This window comes from Thioclava sp. 'Guangxiensis', from assembly GCF_045348365.1.
Classification (GTDB): Bacteria; Pseudomonadota; Alphaproteobacteria; order Rhodobacterales; family Rhodobacteraceae; genus Thioclava; species Thioclava kandeliae.
The window spans coordinates 2405403-2420129 of the sequence record NZ_CP155822.1; the positions used below are offsets into that span (position 1 = coordinate 2405403).

Below are 14727 nucleotides of genomic sequence, written 5' to 3' on the forward strand. Positions count from 1 at the left end.
CGCTTCCGCTTCGCGCGGCTTGACCTAACGACCGCGTTCGCCAAGAGTGATCCCACGGTTTCCGGTGGCCGAGAGGTGCTGCCGGATGAAAAGGGAATCCGGTGCGGTGTAGCCATCAGGCGCCAAATCCGGAACTGCCCCCGCAACTGTAAGCGGTGAGCCTGCTCCGGAATGCCACTCCGCAAGGGGGAAGGCGGCATGCAGGTGACGAGTCGCGAGTCAGGAGACCTGCCGTGGATATGGGCCGCTGGCCCGTCGTCAGTCACCATAAATGCCGTCGGGGTCGACGGCAGGGAGAACGTATATGCATATCGAACCGGGCATCGTGCATGGTGCCAAACTTCTTCTGAGCTACGCCACCGCCGCAGGTGCCGCCACTTATGTCGCCCATGAGGGGGTCAGGACGCTCAAAACCGGAGAGCTGCCGATGATGGCGGCCCGTGCCGCGGCCGCAACCGCTGCGGTTTTCGTCTCGTTCCAGATCCTGCCGCATCATCCGGCGGGCGTGTCTGAGGTCCATCTGATCCTCGGTTCCACGCTGTTTCTGATGCTGGGCTTCGTGCCGGCGGCCATTGGCCTGGCGCTGGGGCTTCTGACGCAGGGGCTGTTCTTCGAGCCGCAGGATCTGCCGCAATATGCGATGAATGTCACCACGCTTCTGGTGCCGCTCTTCGCGCTTCAGGCGCTGGCCCAACGCCTGATCGCCCCCGATACCGCCTATGCCGATATCACCTATAAACAGGCGCTTGCGCTTTCGACGGCCTATCAGGGCGGGGTAATCGCATGGGTCGCGTTCTGGGTGCTTTACGGTGAGGGTGTGTCGGTTGCAACGCTGGCCAATGTCGGCACCTTCGGCATCGCCTATATGTCGGTCGTGCTGGTCGAGCCGCTCATCGATCTGGCCGTGCTGGCCGGTGCCAAGGCGCTGGGGCGCAACCGCTTCGTCCTCGCACGCGTCTATTCCGCCTGAGTGCTGGCACAGCCCTGGCGCACCTGCTAAGGATCCGACCGCAGCCTGTCACGGGCTGCGGTTTTCTTTTGCGGTTCTTTTTCTGCGAAACGTCTGGGGGCGGTAATGTGGGCAATCTCTCTGATCGGGATCGGGGCCGGTAACCCTGACCATCTGACGCTTCAGGCCATCGAAGAGATGAAAGCCTGCGAGGTGATCCTGATCCCGCTCAAGGGTGCAGCAAAGGATGATCTGGCACAGGCACGACGCGCGATTTGCGCGCGTGTATTGCCCGATAGCGGGCCTGCGCTGCGCGAGTTCACCCTTCCGGTGCGCGATGCGTCCGAACCCGATTACCAGCGCCGCGTGGCGGATTGGCATGACGCCATCGCGAGGATCTGGGAAGAGGAGTTGCGCGCCGCTCTCCCGCAAGGCGGGCGCGCGGGCTTTCTCGTCTGGGGGGATCCATCGCTCTATGACAGCACGCTCCGGCTGGCCGAACGGGTGGCCGCGCGGATGCCGCTCGAGCTTCGCGTCATTCCCGGAATTACGGCCATTCAGGCGATGACGGCGGGCCATGCCATCCCGCTCAATACGGTCGGCGGGCCGGTGACCATCACTACGGGGCGCAATCTGCGCCATAACGGCTGGCCCGAGGGCGCCGAGAGTGTCGTGGTCATGCTCGACGAGGGTGGGGCCTTCACCGCGATCGATCCGGAGGGGGTGGAGATCTGGTGGTCGGCCTATGCCGGAATGGCGGAAGAGCTGCGGTTGTCCGGCCCGCTTGCCGAGGTCTCGGAGCGAATCCTGACCGCGCGGGCCGAGGCCCGCCACCGCCATGGCTGGATCATGGATATCTATCTGTTGAGAAAATCCCGATAAGACATCGGGGCGCGCGCGGCCAGGGAGTGGTGCGCGAACAGCAAGAAAAGGTCACTCGTTACGCCTTCTACAACGTCGAAGGTTGCGTCGGTTATACGGGCTTGGTGCTGGCGCACAACTCACGTTTGCGCGCGGTAGATATGCACAACGGGCAATAGACATGCGATCGAATTTCTGATAAGGATATCAGATACATCTAAGAAATAGATTGATGACGAGCAGCTTTCTGGCATGAAGATTTCATTATGCCGTATCTGGGCTTGGCGCAGCGATCCGCAGCCACTGTGATTGATGCATTCCGGGACCTGTCCACCGGCCCTTCCTGTCGCGACACCAGCCCTGAATTTTCATAGCTTTTTAATTAAGCCGTCAGGTTTTGTGGCGTATTTAGCTCTCCGTTAATTCTTTGGGGCGATCTCTTGCTGGATGATGCAACCCAGAAGAGTAATTTCTCACATGATGGTCAGCGAGATCACGATTGCCAATGCCAAGGCCGTCGCCAGCCAGCTCGACAAGGCACTTGTCGCTGGTGCGTCCATCCGCCTGGAGACCGCCCGATGGACGGCCTGCGACATGGCAGGAATGTCGGTGCTGATCGCGGCCTTCCGCACGGCGCAGCTCCGCAAGGCGCGGCTTCAGGTCACGCTGGAGGATACCTCTCCTGTGCCCGCGATACTTGCGCAGTCCGCGCTCACCGATGACCAGCTCAAACGCGATCCGGATGGTGTCTGGGTCGATATCATTCCCTGTTAGTTTCCCGTCCCGCGGCACCGCACCTGATCCGTGACGGCGCATCTGTCGCAGGGCCCCAATCCAAGGCCGCACTTCATGACCAAAACGATTGTCACCATCGATGATTCTCCCTCCGTCCGCCAGATGGTCAGTGCAACGCTGACCCGCGCGGGCTATCGGGTGATCGAGGCCGCTGATGGTGAGGATGCACTGGCCAAGCTGCAGGGCGAGCGACCCAATGCGATCCTGACCGACCAGAACATGCCCAAGATGGACGGTCTGACCTTCATCCGCACCTATCGTGCGCGCCCCGAGGCGCTTGGCGTGCCGATCGTCTTCATCTCGACCGAAACGCGCGACGATCTGAAACAGCAGGCGAAGGCGGCAGGGGCGATGGGCTGGATGGTAAAACCCTTCGACCAGCAGCAGCTTCTGAATGTGGTCAAGAAGGTCGCGGGCTGATGTCGATGGATGACGACGCTGCCCAGATCTTTCTTGCCGAGGCGCTGGAGTTGCAGGCCTCGATCGAGGCAAACCTGCTGGATCTGAAATCGCGTCCTGCGGATCGGGAGCTGATCGATTCCCTTTTTCGGGAATTGCATACGCTCAAAGGGTCGAGCGCGATGTTCGGGCATTCAGCGCTGTCGGCCTTCGTGCATGAATTCGAGACTGCTTTCGAGACCCTGCGCCAGCCCGGTGCCTGCGCGACCGATGCGCTGATCAAGGTGGCGCTTGCAGCCTGCGATCAGTTCCTCGCGCTGCTCGATACGCCCGAACTGGCAGCACCGGCCAGTCCCGCTCTCCTGCAGGCGCTGGCGGATGCGCTGTCCCAGAAGGCGCCGCTGGCTGTGCCGGCAGCTTCAGGAGGGCCCGGTTGGCGGGTGACACTTGCAGCGGGTCCCGCGGCATTGGGGCTGGGGATTTCGATCCCCGCGCTCCTGCAGGAACTGCGCGAACTGGATCCGGAGGTCACACTGCGCGCAGATCTCTCCGAGGTTCCCCCGCTCGAGGCGCTGAACCCGCTGGTGCCACCGATCCGCTGGTCGATCAGGCTGCCATCGGGGGTGACGCGCGACCAGATCGATGGGGTTTTCGTGTTTTCCGCGGATGATCTCGTGCTCGACATCCGGCAGGAAGATGGTTCTCCCGAGCTGACCGTGGCGACGGGTTCCCCCCAGCCGGAGGCCGGCGAGACGGGTGGGGGCGATGCCCCGCCAACGGGGCGGGAAGCGGCGCTATCGACCATGCGGGTCGCGACCGAGAGACTGGATGAGCTGATGGACCGTGTGGGCGAGCTGGTCATTGCCGAGGCCCGCCTGCATGACCTGAGCCAGGAGATGCGCCTGCCATCGCTGATGTCGGTGGCCGAGGATATCCGACGGCTGACATCGGGTATGCGCGATACCACCATGTCGATCCGCATGGTGCCGATCGGCACGCTATTCGGGCGGTTCCGTCGCCTGATCCATGATCTCTCCGACCGCCTTGGCAAGCCCATCGACTTCGTGACACTCGGGGGCGAGACCGAATTGGACAAGACGGTGATCGAGACGCTGGCCGATCCGCTGGTCCACCTGCTGCGCAACTCCATCGACCATGGTCTCGAGGATAGCGCCACGCGCGCGGCGCAGGGGAAATCCGGCAATGGCCGGATCGAGCTTTCGGCCACCCATGCCGGTGCCGAGGTGCTGGTGCGTATCCGCGATGACGGGCGGGGCCTCGATCTGGCGCGCATCCGTGCCCGTGGCCTCGAGCGCGGCCTGATCACCGAGGACCAGATCGTCACGCAGCAGGACCTGCGGATGATGATCTTCGCGCCGGGTTTCTCGACCGCGGAAACCGTCACCGATCTTTCGGGGCGTGGCGTGGGTATGGATGTGGTGCGCTCTGTCATCGAAGGCCTGCGGGGGCAGATCGAGGTGTCCTCCGAGCCCGGCTATGGGACGGAGATCACCCTGCGTCTGCCGCTGACACTCGCTATTATCGACGGCCTGCTGATCGAGGTCGGACAGGAGCGCTATACGATCCCTGTTGCGGCGGTCGAGGAATGTGTCGAGCTGCCGCCTGAATTGGCGCAGAGCGATACCAGCTCGAATTTCCTCAATGTCCGTGGGGGCATGGTGCCCTTTATCCGGCTCGCTGATCTCTTCGATGTTCCGGGCCCGCGCTCCGATTTCCAAAAAGTGGTGATCGTGACGGCGCTCGGTGGGCGCGTGGGCGTCGTGGTGGACCGGCTGGTGACCAATAACCAGACGGTGATCAAGCAGCTCTCGCGGCTACATGCGGGGCTCAAGAGCTTTTCGGGTGCGACCATCCTTGGCGATGGCACCGTTGCCCTGATCCTTGATGTCGCAAATCTCGTCGCGGCGGGCCGGTCAATGGAAGAGGCGCTCCGTATGCGCGAGAGGGTCGCATGATGAAGGTCGTCACACTCATCCTTGGCACCGAAACATTGGCGATCCCGACCTCGGCGTTGCGCGAGATCCTCGAGCCGGTCCCCGTTACGCGGGTGCCGCAGGCGGGGCGCTTTGCCACCGGTCTGATCAATGTGCGCGGCGGGGTCGTGCCCTTGGCCGATTTGCGGATCGCGCTGAATATGAAAACGCGCGAGCCGGACGAAAACACCCGCATGTTGGTGCTCGATATATCGCTTGCGGGCGAGGTGACGACGGTGGCCGTGCTTGCCGACCGTGTGCTGGATGTCACCGATATCGACGATGGCGCCATCGATCCGATCCCCGAGGTCGGTATGCGATGGCCGCCAGATTTTGTGAAGGGCATCGCCCTTATGGACGAAAAATTCGTCATCATACCCGATCTCGAACGGATCTTTGCCATTGCCGTGCCGGGGAGTGCGGCTCATTCCCAAAACGAACAGGAACCGGCCAAATGCGTTTGACCATTAAAGTGAAGCTTGCGCTTGCCTTCGCTGCCATCATCGTGATGGTGGGCGTGGCCCAGATGATCGCGATCCGTGATCTCGGGAATCTGAACCAGAGCCTCAATACCGTCGTCGACGAGGATGCCCTGCGCGTCCGTCTGACCGAGGAGCTGATTTCCGAACAGCTCAAGGTGCAGCGCGATGTGCGTGACTATCTGCTGACCAGCGATCAGTCAGGCAAGGAGCGGATCATGGAGCGGATGACGCAAGGCCGTGCAATAGCGCTCAGCTATCGGGAACGGCTCGAGGCGATCGCGACCGAGGAAGGCAAGACCCAACTGGCCGAATACGAGCGCGTCGCGCAGGAGATCAAAGCGACGAATGACCGCGCGATCGCTCTGAGCGATAGCGGCAATCTGGCAGCTGCCACACGCATCCTCACCGTCGATGCGGAGAGGCTCTGGTCCGAGATGCAGTCCTCCCTCGCCGTCATCCTGCAGGAAAACATGAGCCGGATGAGCGAGGCGTCGGCCCGCACCGACGAGATCTATGCCGATGCGCGCATATTGCTGTTCACGATGCTCTCTGTCGCGGTAATCGTCGGACTTATCTCTGCCATCTGGCTTGTCACCTCGATCTCCCGCGGGCTGCAACGCGCAATCGATCTGGCGCGAGAAGTGTCCAAGGGCAATCTTACCGAAACGGCCTATCTGCGTGGCAATGACGAAGTGACCGATCTGATGAGGGCGCTTAATTCGATGGTCGAACAGCTACGCGAGACCGTGTCCGAAGTGACCGGTGCGGTGCGTAACGTCGCCGCGGGTGCCGACCAGATGGCTTCGACCTCCGAAGAGATGAGCCAGGGCGCAACCGAACAGGCCAGCTCGACCGAACAGGCATCGGCGTCGATGGAGCAGATGGCGGCCAATATCCAGCAAAATGCAGATAATGCGAGCGAGACCGAAGCGATGGCCAAGAAATCGGCCCTTGATGCGCGCGAGAGCGGTGAAGCGGTCGCGCGGGCTGTCGAAGCGATGCAGACCATTGCCGAGCGGATTCTGGTGGTGCAGGAGATCGCCCGCCAGACCGATCTGCTGGCGCTCAATGCTGCCGTCGAGGCGGCCCGTGCAGGCGAACATGGACGCGGCTTTGCCGTGGTGGCCTCCGAGGTCCGCAAACTGGCCGAACGCAGCCAGACCGCTGCGGGCGAGATCTCGAGCCTGTCTGGCAACACGGTAAAGGCTGCGCAGGAGGCGGGCCAGATGCTCGCGGGTCTCGTGCCCGATATCGAAAAGACCTCCGAACTGGTCGCGATGATCTCGCGCTCGACGCAGGAACAGGCCACGGGCGCGTCGCAGGTCAATCTCGCGATCCAGCAGCTCGACAAGGTCACGCAGGAAAACACCTCGGCCTCCGAGGAACTGTCGGCCACCGCAGAGGAGCTGACCAGTCAGGCAGAGCAGCTGCAATCCGCCATCGAGTTCTTCCGCGTCGCGGCCTCTTCGGGCAACCAGGTCAAACCCAAGATGCGCAAAGCTCCGACCAAGGCGAAACGGCAGAATGTCGGGTTCGATTTCGATCTGGGGTCTGCCGAGGATGCGCTTGATGCGGAATTCACACAACATTCCCGCAAGGACCGCGTCGCATGAGCGGTGAGGGAGCCGGGCTGGGGCAGGTCGTGATACTAGGTGTGGCGGAGGATCTCTTCGCCATTCCTGTGAGCCGCGTTCAGGAAATCCTCGACCGCCGTCAGATTGCGCGGTTGCCCGATGCACCGCCGCATGTATTGGGTGTGATCGATGTGCGTGGTGCAGGGGTCTCGGTGATCGATCTGCGCTCCATTCTCGGACTCGCGCCAAAAGCCGAGGATGACAGCACGCGCATCCTCGTCCTCTGGATCGAGGAGGGCGGACGCAAGGCACGGATCGCCATGCGGGCGGATCGGGTGATCGAGGTCCGCGAGCTGGATAATGACCGGCTCGATCCTGTGCCGGAGGCAGAGCTTCTTCACTGGGACCATCGCACGATAGCGGGCCTCGGTCGGCGCGCAGGCGAGTTTGTGTCGGTGCTCGATATCGACCGTTTGCAACAGGTCTTTGGCGGATCGGTTCCACAGGCGCCCCGTATCAGTGCGGCCTGACAGACAGCATTTGCTTCCCCCCAACCAGTTTATCCCTCATGAATCTCAATTCCGTGCAAAGCGCCAAACACCTCTATCATCAGTTCACCAGCTTCGTGCAGGACGAGATCGGCGTGCAGTTGGGCGAGAGCAAACGCACCATGGTCGAAAGTCGCCTGCGTCACAGGATGGCCCAGTTGGGGCATGCAACTCTGGACAGCTATCTGCATTATCTTTTCGAGGAAAATGCCCTGGCCGAAGAACGCGCTGCGATTTTCGATGCGGTGACGACCAACAAGACGGATTTCTTCCGCGAACCCGCGCATTTCAACCATCTGATGAATGTGGCACTTCCCGAGGCCGTGGAGCGCAAACGGTTGGAGGGACAGAGCGTGAAGCTCTGGTCGGCCGCCGCATCGAGCGGTGCCGAAGCCTGGACCATCGCCTTTTGTGCCGCGACCTGGGCTGCGACCCATCGGGAGTTCCGCTGGTCGATCGTGGGGACCGATATCAATCGGGAGGTGCTTGATCTCGCGCGCATGGCGATCTATCGCGATGCTCTACTGGAGCCTGTGCCGCAGAATATGCGCGAGGCGTTCCTGATGCGCGGGACGGGGCGGCTGGAGGGGCAGTCACGGGTTATTCCCTCATTGCGCCGACATGTGCGCTTCCACCAGATGAACCTGCTCGATGACAGCCTGCCGCTCGATCGCGATGTCGATGTGGCCTTTTTGCGCAATGTGTTGATCTACTTCTCGCCTGCGGATCAGACACGGGTGATACGCTCTGTAACGCGCCATATTTCTCTGGGCGGTTATCTATATCTTGGGCATTCGGAATCCATGATGATGCGCGACCCGCAGCTCGAACAGACCGCCCCCGCAATCTTCCGGAAAATTGGATAATTCACGATGCAATCCGATCCGATCAAAGTCATGATTGTCGATGACAGCCCCTCCGTGCGGCGGATGTTTGCATCGCTGATCGCCGATGAGGCCGATATGGAGCTGTTCGCGCAGGCCGAGGATCCGTTTGTCGCGGTCGAGCAGATGCGCAGTGTTCTTCCGGATGTGATCCTGCTCGATCTGCATATGCCACGGATGGACGGTTTGACGTTCCTGCGCAAGATCATGTCGCAGCGCCCGATCCCTGTGGTGGTCATCTCATCGCTCGCGCAGGAAGGATCGGAGACGATGATGAAAGCGCTGGAATATGGAGCGGTCGAGGTGCTCGAGAAGCCCCGCCCGCGCACACCGGATGAACGACAGGAAATGGTGATCCGCATCTCTGATGTGATCCGTGCTGCCGCGCAATCGCGCCGTGCAAAGCGCCGTCCCGCGACGCCGATCAAGCCCGTGGGCGAACGGCATACCGCAGATATCATCCTGCCCAAACTCTCCCATCCGCCGCGGGTGGCAGGGCCGCCGCTGATCGCCATCGGGGCCAGCACGGGCGGGACAGAGGCCTTGAAAGCGGTGCTGGAGACATTGCCGCCCACATTGCCGCCGATTGCCATTGTCCAGCATATGCCGCGCGCCTTTACCGCGGCCTTCGCCGAACGGCTGGACCGCTATAGCGCGCTCGAGGTGTTCGAGGCCTCAGAAGGTCGCACGCTCGGTCGGGGGCAGGCGGTGCTTGCGCAGGGCGACCGGCATCTGCTGCTGGGTCGCCACGGGACCGGCTACAGGGTGCAGTTGAATAACGGGCCTGCGGTGGCGCGCCACCGGCCGTCGGTGGACGTTCTGTTCCGCTCGGTCTCGCAGGTGGTAGGTGGATCGGCGCTGGGGATTATCCTGACGGGGATGGGGGACGATGGTGCCGCCGGAATGGCCGAGATGCGGGCGGGCGGCGCGCGGACCTTGGCGCAGGACGAGGCGAGCTGTGTGGTTTATGGTATGCCCCGTGCCGCGATGGAGACGGGGGCGGCCGAAAAGGCGGTTCCTCTGTCGCAGGTGGCCGAGCAGATCATCAGATGGGCCGCGGCGCAGGAAAGGGCAGGTGTGTGATGTCTATTGCCCGCGCCGCCACGCTGCCTGGTTCCGGTGTCTCATGGCCGGTGGTCCAGCAGATCCAGCGACAGATCGAATCGCATTTCCTCGATATGGGGTCGCTCCTGCTGCGCACGGGCCATGCGCTTGACGAGCAACGGGTGCCGATCGACGAGCTGACGCGGTTGAAGGATGACATGATCGAGGCGACCTGCCGCAGGCTTGCTCAGGCCAAGACCGGCAGCCATGATCTGGAACAGGCCATGGTGACCTCGATGGAGGCGGTAAAGACGCTTGATACGCAGGTGGAAATCCTTGCGCGCGAGCTTAAATGCCTCTGGCGCTCCGTGCGCACGATGAAGATCGTGGGCCTGAACGCCAAGGTTTCGGCCTCGGAGCTTGCAGGGCGCCACAAGGGGTTGAGCGTCTTTACCACGGCAACGGGCGAGATCGTGCAGAATTCCGAACAGGTGCTGACCGATGCGGATACGCTGGTCGAGAAGATCCGTGACCGGATCGCCCGACTGGCGACATCGGGCTTCGGGCGCCAGCTGGAGGATATGCGCCAGTTCACCCAGAATCTTGTGGCATTGGCGGAGATGTTCGAAGGACTGACAAACGGCAATGAGGCGCAGTTACAGCTTGGCGGGGCGCTTTTACAGCGCAATGCCGATCTCGCGGCGGCGTTGGGCGAGGGGCTGGTCGCGTTGCAGGTGGGCGATGCCACGCGCCAGAGGCTTGAACATTGCGAGCAGATCCTTTCGCTGCCGGATCCTGCCGGTCATTCCCAGATCGAGGATCTGGCCTGTGCACAGCTGCGGGTGGCGAGCGATACATTCACGCTCGAGGCCGACCGGCTGTCGGAGAAGCTTGTCGAAGCGCTTCGGATCTCGCAGGAGCTCGCCGGCAAGGGTGGCGGGCGCCAGAGCAAGGGGACTCTTTTCTCGCAGGTTGGCGATATTACAGCAGCAGCAGAGACACAGCTTGGCCTGATCCGTATGGTCCTACTGGAGACGGGGCGGCAATCCTCCACGCTTTTCTCAGAATTCGGGCAACTCTCGGATCGCCTACGCGATATAGGCGCACTGGAGGAGCAGATGCGGATCGTCGGGATGAACGCGATTATCGGCTGTGGCCAACTGGGCGATGACGGCATGGCACTGAAGGAGATCGCCCGTCAACTCGGGCAGCTCGCAGCCGAGAACTCCCGGATCTATAATGATGTAAAGGCCGCATTGAACGGGATCGAGACCCATATCGGCAAATTCATAACGATGATGGAACAGCCCGCGGAACTGGTGGACAGGATCGAGATCGAGACGCGTGCGATCATCGACGAGAGCGGCAAGTTGGTCCGGTCGGGCCAGCAGTTGCGGGCGGGGCTGGTCGCTGCGGTCACCGAGGTAGGTGAGGGTCTGCCGAGAGCGCGCCGCGAACTGGATCAGCTCAAGCGCCGTCTTGCAGAGGAGGCGCGCAAGGCACAGCCATCGCAGTCGCTCCAGGCACTGCCCGAGGCGCTCGATGCCAAGATCATGGAGATCTACAGCATGGAAGAGGAGCGCGCGCTTCACCGTGCGCTGTTCGGCAAAGAGGATGCAGCGGCCTCGCCGCCACCCGCTGACGATATTTTCTTCTGATTGTGTGTGGGTGTGAGCGCGCTTTCGTGGAACCGCTTGCCAAAGCAAAGCTTTTCCCAGTCACCGGCCATGATCCTGAGGAGAGTTCCCATGACACAAACGCAGCGTAGCTTTACCATTCGGGAAACAGCGGCAATACCGTTCGATGGAGAAGTTTTCGGCTGGCTTCCGGTTATGCCGATGGCACTCGGTATGCTGGGGATGTTCTTTTTGCCCGGAGCATGGCAGGGGGTCTGCACCGCGGCAACTGCGGTCTGGGGCAGTGCGATTCTGCTCTTTCTGGCAGGTGTCCGCAGGGGGCTCAGTTTCCGCACGCCGGGCGGGGTCAGAGCTGTCCAGCTGCTGACGATGCTGGTCTATTTCCTGTGGGGGCTTGCGAGCCTTCTTGCACCGCTCTCCGTTTCACTCTGGATGCTGTGTCTTGGCTACGCGGCGATCGCATTGATCGATCCGATCGCGGCACGCCGCGGCGAGGCGCCGCTCTATTTTGCGCGCCTGCGTCCGGTCCAGATGGGCGCTGCGGCAGTCATTTACGGCGCGGTGGCACTCGGGTTTTAAAACCAAAGGAGACGCGCTTTTCAAACCGTTTTGAACGACTGTAATGTAAAATATCTGTAAATGTGGCTCCGGCGGTAGGGATCGAACCTACGACCAATTGATTAACAGTCAACTGCTCTACCGCTGAGCTACGCCGGAACTGGCTCCCTCTCTCGGTCATGTTCACCAACATCCCCGATCGGGGAAAGGATGTTGGCTCCGGCGGTAGGGATCGAACCTACGACCAATTGATTAACAGTCAACTGCTCTACCGCTGAGCTACGCCGGAACATGTGGCGCTGTATAGCGACGGGTTTTCGGGCATGCAAGAGCCAAAATGACGTTTTTTTGGCAGAAAATCATCGCAGCCCGAAAATTGCCCGATCGGTGATGACACCGTCAACGGAAACCTGATCTTTTTCCATCATGTCAATAAGATGGGCGAGGCAGTTGCGGGTGGCTGCGGCCATCACACGCGGCGGCAGATCGCCATAGACCTGCATGGCAATGCCCTGAGCCGAGGCAGGACCGCCGGTAAGCACATTGAGGATCTGTGCATGACGAGCAAGCCGGTGCGCGCGCAGATCGTCAATCCGTTTTGCAGGCTCGCGCACCGGATCGCCATGACCGGGCAGGAAAAGCGTGGCCTTGCAGGCCTGCAGCCTGTCGAGGGCGCGGAAATACGATCCGAGATCCCCATCGGGAGGCGAGATGACCGTAGAAGTCCAGCCCATCACGATATCGCCGGTCAGCACCGTATCGCCAATCTCGAAGCTCAGATGGTTGCCGAAATGGCCCGGTGTATGATGTGCGGATACAGACATCCCGCCCAAATCCAGACAGTCGCCATCAGCGAGGGTGATATCAGGGGTAAATCCATGATCCACCCCTTCGCCGCCGCCCAGATGCCCCTCCTCGGCCAGCCGTTCCATTAGCGCGCTGCGCCCTGCGGTGACCCCGCCGAAGCCATAGACCGGGGCGTTATGTGCAACGGCGAGGGCGCGGGCGGAGGCACTGTGATCGACATGGGAATGCGTCACCAGCACGGCTGCGATCCGCTCCCCCGGCGCGAGGCAAGACTGGAGTGCGGCCAGATGGCTTGCCTCCATCGGTCCCGGATCGACGACCGCCACATCGCCTCGGCCGAGGATATAGCTGTTGGTGCCCTGATGGGTCATCGGCGAGGGGTTCGGGGCCAGCACATGCCGGATTCCATCGGGCAGGGAAATCTGCCCGCGACGCTGACCTGGCGCGGAATTTTCATCTGACATGTGCATCGTGACTTTTCCTTTCCACAGAGCCTCGTTACGGTTCTGCCATGAAATTCCACTGGCTGAAACAACTGATGCCGCGCGGGCTTTATGGTCGCGGCGCCCTCATCCTCCTGCTGCCGATCGTGACGATCCAGCTGGTCGTCTCTGTCGTATTCATCCAGCGCCACTTCGAGCGGGTGACAGAGCAGATGACGGGGTCGATGCTGCTCGAGATCGATCTCATGATCGATACCGTTGATGACGCGGTCGATCTGGGGGAGGCGCAGACGAAGCTGTCGGCGCTTGGAAAACCGCTACAGATCCGGACCGATCTGCCGGCCGTGCTTGACGAGACCCGTGGCGATCACCGGCGGTTCTATGACCTGACAGGGCTCGTGGTCATGGATGTGCTCCATCAGCTGGTGCGTCCGGTGCAGGCCATCGACCTGACCGACGGGGATCGGGTCGTTCTCTGGGTAATGACCGATAAAGGTCTGATGAAAATCGACTTCGCGCGCGGGCGGGCCTCGGCGTCCAATCCACACCAGCTTCTGGTGCTGATGATGGTGGTGGGGCTTCTGATGAGCGTCATTGCCTATCTTTTCCTGCGCAACCAGCTCAAGCCGATCCGGCATCTGTCGATGATGGCCGAGGCGTTCGGGCGCGGGCAATCAGTGCCCTACAGGATATCGGGGGCCACCGAGGTCCGCTCGGCGGGCGCGGCCTTTCTGGATATGCGCAACCGGATCGAGCGCCATATCGAGCAGCGGACCATGATGCTATCGGCGATCAGCCATGACCTGCGCACGCCCTTGACACGGCTCAGGCTCGGATTGTCGATGCTGCCGCGGAACGAGGAGGATGCCAAGGATATCGAGGATATGGAGATGGATGTGGCCGAGATGGGACGGCTGATCGATGCGTTTCTCGAATTCTCGCGCAATCAGGCACAGGCTTCTGCTCCGGATGATACAGATATCGGCGCTCTGGTGCGCGATGCGGTGCAATATGCACAGCGTAGCGGCAAGCCGGTCATTCTGGGCAATTGTCCACCCGATGGCGAGGTGATCGTGAAACTGCGCAGCGAAGCGATCCGCCGCGCGCTGGACAACCTCATCGGCAATGCGCTGCGCTATGGCGGGCAGGCCGAGGTTACGGTGACACTGGGCGGGAAAGTGCTGAAGATTTCGGTGGAGGATCCGGGGCCGGGCATTCCGCCCGAACGCCGCGAGGAGGCCTTGCGGCCCTTCACGCGGCTCGATCCCGCGCGCAATCAGGATCTGGGGCAGGGCGTCGGGCTGGGGCTGTCGATTGCGTCCGACATCGTGCGCGCGCATGGAGGCTCGCTGAATCTGCGCAAAAGCGAGTCGCTTGGCGGCCTTCAGGCCGAGATCGTCCTGCCGCTCTGAGCGCAGGTCAGGCGAGATGCCAGAGCACGAGAGCTGCAAGCGAATAGGCTGCAAGGCCCAGAGCTGCGCCCGGCAGGATCCACCATCCTTGAGGCTGCTGCAGCGGAAGGATCTTGGCGACCGCCATGCTGCGCGGTGCCATGCGTTGGCTTTGCCGGTTATGGAGGCGCTGCGGGGTCATTCTGTCGATCCTTTCAGATTTTCTGCGGGTAGCGTATTTATGAATTATAATTACCATGTAATTTAGTAATTGGCAATATTGTTGCGGGCGCGGTGGTGAAATAATCTTCGCCCCGATGCGTTCCATATATCGCCATCCGCGTATGGGTGGCGTAACATT

At 61.6% G+C, this 14727-nt stretch carries 15 protein-coding genes, 2 tRNA genes and 1 riboswitch; of the genes, 13 read left to right on the top strand and 4 right to left on the bottom strand.

Features of this window, described 5'->3' with window-relative positions; translation table 11 throughout:
• The first annotated feature begins 38 nt into the window (after positions 1-38).
• A riboswitch (cobalamin riboswitch) is annotated at positions 39-251 on the top strand.
• A gap of 53 nt (positions 252-304) precedes the next feature.
• The 12 genes from ABEB22_RS11890 (at position 305) to ABEB22_RS11945 (ending at position 11746) form a co-directional block, all read left to right on the top strand.
• The gene (locus tag ABEB22_RS11890; RefSeq protein ID WP_406870374.1) at positions 305-970 is read left to right on the top strand and encodes an energy-coupling factor ABC transporter permease; all 666 of its coding nucleotides are present in this window, start codon (positions 305-307) and stop codon (positions 968-970) included.
• 105 nt (positions 971-1075) lie between these two features.
• Positions 1076-1831, top strand: coding sequence for a precorrin-6A synthase (deacetylating) (cobF, locus tag ABEB22_RS11895; RefSeq protein WP_406870375.1), 756 nt, complete (start codon positions 1076-1078; stop codon positions 1829-1831).
• Positions 1832-2287: 456 nt separating this feature from the next.
• Positions 2288-2584, top strand: coding sequence for an STAS domain-containing protein (locus tag ABEB22_RS11900; protein WP_339112615.1), 297 nt, complete (start codon positions 2288-2290; stop codon positions 2582-2584).
• Positions 2585-2659: 75 nt separating this feature from the next.
• On the top strand, positions 2660-3025 hold the full coding sequence (locus ABEB22_RS11905; RefSeq protein ID WP_339112614.1) for a response regulator: 366 nt from the start codon (positions 2660-2662) through the stop codon (positions 3023-3025).
• Positions 3025-4980: a chemotaxis protein CheA gene (locus ABEB22_RS11910; RefSeq protein ID WP_406870376.1), complete on the top strand. Its 1956-nt coding sequence runs from the start codon at positions 3025-3027 to the stop codon at positions 4978-4980. The genes ABEB22_RS11905 and ABEB22_RS11910 overlap by 1 nt, the downstream gene beginning before the upstream one ends.
• Positions 4977-5462 carry a chemotaxis protein CheW gene (locus tag ABEB22_RS11915; protein ID WP_406870377.1) on the top strand — a complete coding sequence of 162 codons (486 nt, stop codon included), beginning with the start codon at positions 4977-4979 and terminating at the stop codon, positions 5460-5462. The genes ABEB22_RS11910 and ABEB22_RS11915 overlap by 4 nt, the downstream gene beginning before the upstream one ends.
• Positions 5453-7093 carry a methyl-accepting chemotaxis protein gene (locus tag ABEB22_RS11920; RefSeq protein WP_350935732.1) on the top strand — a complete coding sequence of 547 codons (1641 nt, stop codon included), beginning with the start codon at positions 5453-5455 and terminating at the stop codon, positions 7091-7093. Before ABEB22_RS11915 ends, ABEB22_RS11920 begins: the two co-directional genes overlap by 10 nt.
• The gene (locus ABEB22_RS11925) at positions 7090-7584 is read left to right on the top strand and encodes a chemotaxis protein CheW (protein ID WP_339112610.1); all 495 of its coding nucleotides are present in this window, start codon (positions 7090-7092) and stop codon (positions 7582-7584) included. The genes ABEB22_RS11920 and ABEB22_RS11925 overlap by 4 nt, the downstream gene beginning before the upstream one ends.
• Before the next feature lie 38 nt (positions 7585-7622).
• The gene (locus ABEB22_RS11930; RefSeq protein WP_339112609.1) at positions 7623-8468 is read left to right on the top strand and encodes a CheR family methyltransferase; all 846 of its coding nucleotides are present in this window, start codon (positions 7623-7625) and stop codon (positions 8466-8468) included.
• Positions 8469-8474: 6 nt separating this feature from the next.
• Entirely contained in the window at positions 8475-9569 is a 1095-nt protein-coding gene (locus tag ABEB22_RS11935) for a chemotaxis response regulator protein-glutamate methylesterase (RefSeq protein ID WP_339112608.1), read from the top strand.
• A complete protein-coding gene (locus tag ABEB22_RS11940) occupies positions 9569-11188 on the top strand; it encodes a hypothetical protein (RefSeq protein WP_406870378.1) in 1620 nt (539 codons plus the stop codon). The genes ABEB22_RS11935 and ABEB22_RS11940 overlap by 1 nt, the downstream gene beginning before the upstream one ends.
• Before the next feature lie 90 nt (positions 11189-11278).
• Positions 11279-11746: a DUF3429 domain-containing protein gene (locus ABEB22_RS11945; protein ID WP_406870379.1), complete on the top strand. Its 468-nt coding sequence runs from the start codon at positions 11279-11281 to the stop codon at positions 11744-11746.
• A 63-nt stretch (positions 11747-11809) separates the two neighbouring features.
• Here the strand turns inward: ABEB22_RS11945 and ABEB22_RS11950 are convergent.
• The 3 genes from ABEB22_RS11950 to ABEB22_RS11960 form a co-directional block, all read right to left on the bottom strand.
• Positions 11810-11884, bottom strand: a tRNA-Asn gene (locus ABEB22_RS11950).
• Positions 11885-11939: 55 nt separating this feature from the next.
• A tRNA-Asn gene (locus ABEB22_RS11955) sits at positions 11940-12014 on the bottom strand.
• A 70-nt stretch (positions 12015-12084) separates the two neighbouring features.
• Positions 12085-13002 (bottom strand): MBL fold metallo-hydrolase, encoded by a 918-nt coding sequence (locus ABEB22_RS11960; protein WP_406870380.1) that lies wholly within the window; start codon positions 13000-13002, stop codon positions 12085-12087.
• Positions 13003-13043: 41 nt separating this feature from the next.
• On the opposite strand from ABEB22_RS11960, the gene ABEB22_RS11965 reads away from it, so the two are divergent.
• Positions 13044-14387, top strand: a complete 1344-nt coding sequence (locus ABEB22_RS11965; RefSeq protein WP_406870381.1) for an ATP-binding protein — start codon at positions 13044-13046, stop codon at positions 14385-14387.
• A gap of 7 nt (positions 14388-14394) precedes the next feature.
• On the opposite strand, the gene ABEB22_RS11970 is transcribed toward ABEB22_RS11965, so the two are convergent.
• On the bottom strand, positions 14395-14568 hold the full coding sequence (locus ABEB22_RS11970; protein WP_406870382.1) for a hypothetical protein: 174 nt from the start codon (positions 14566-14568) through the stop codon (positions 14395-14397).
• Between the last annotated feature and the right edge of the window lie 159 nt (positions 14569-14727).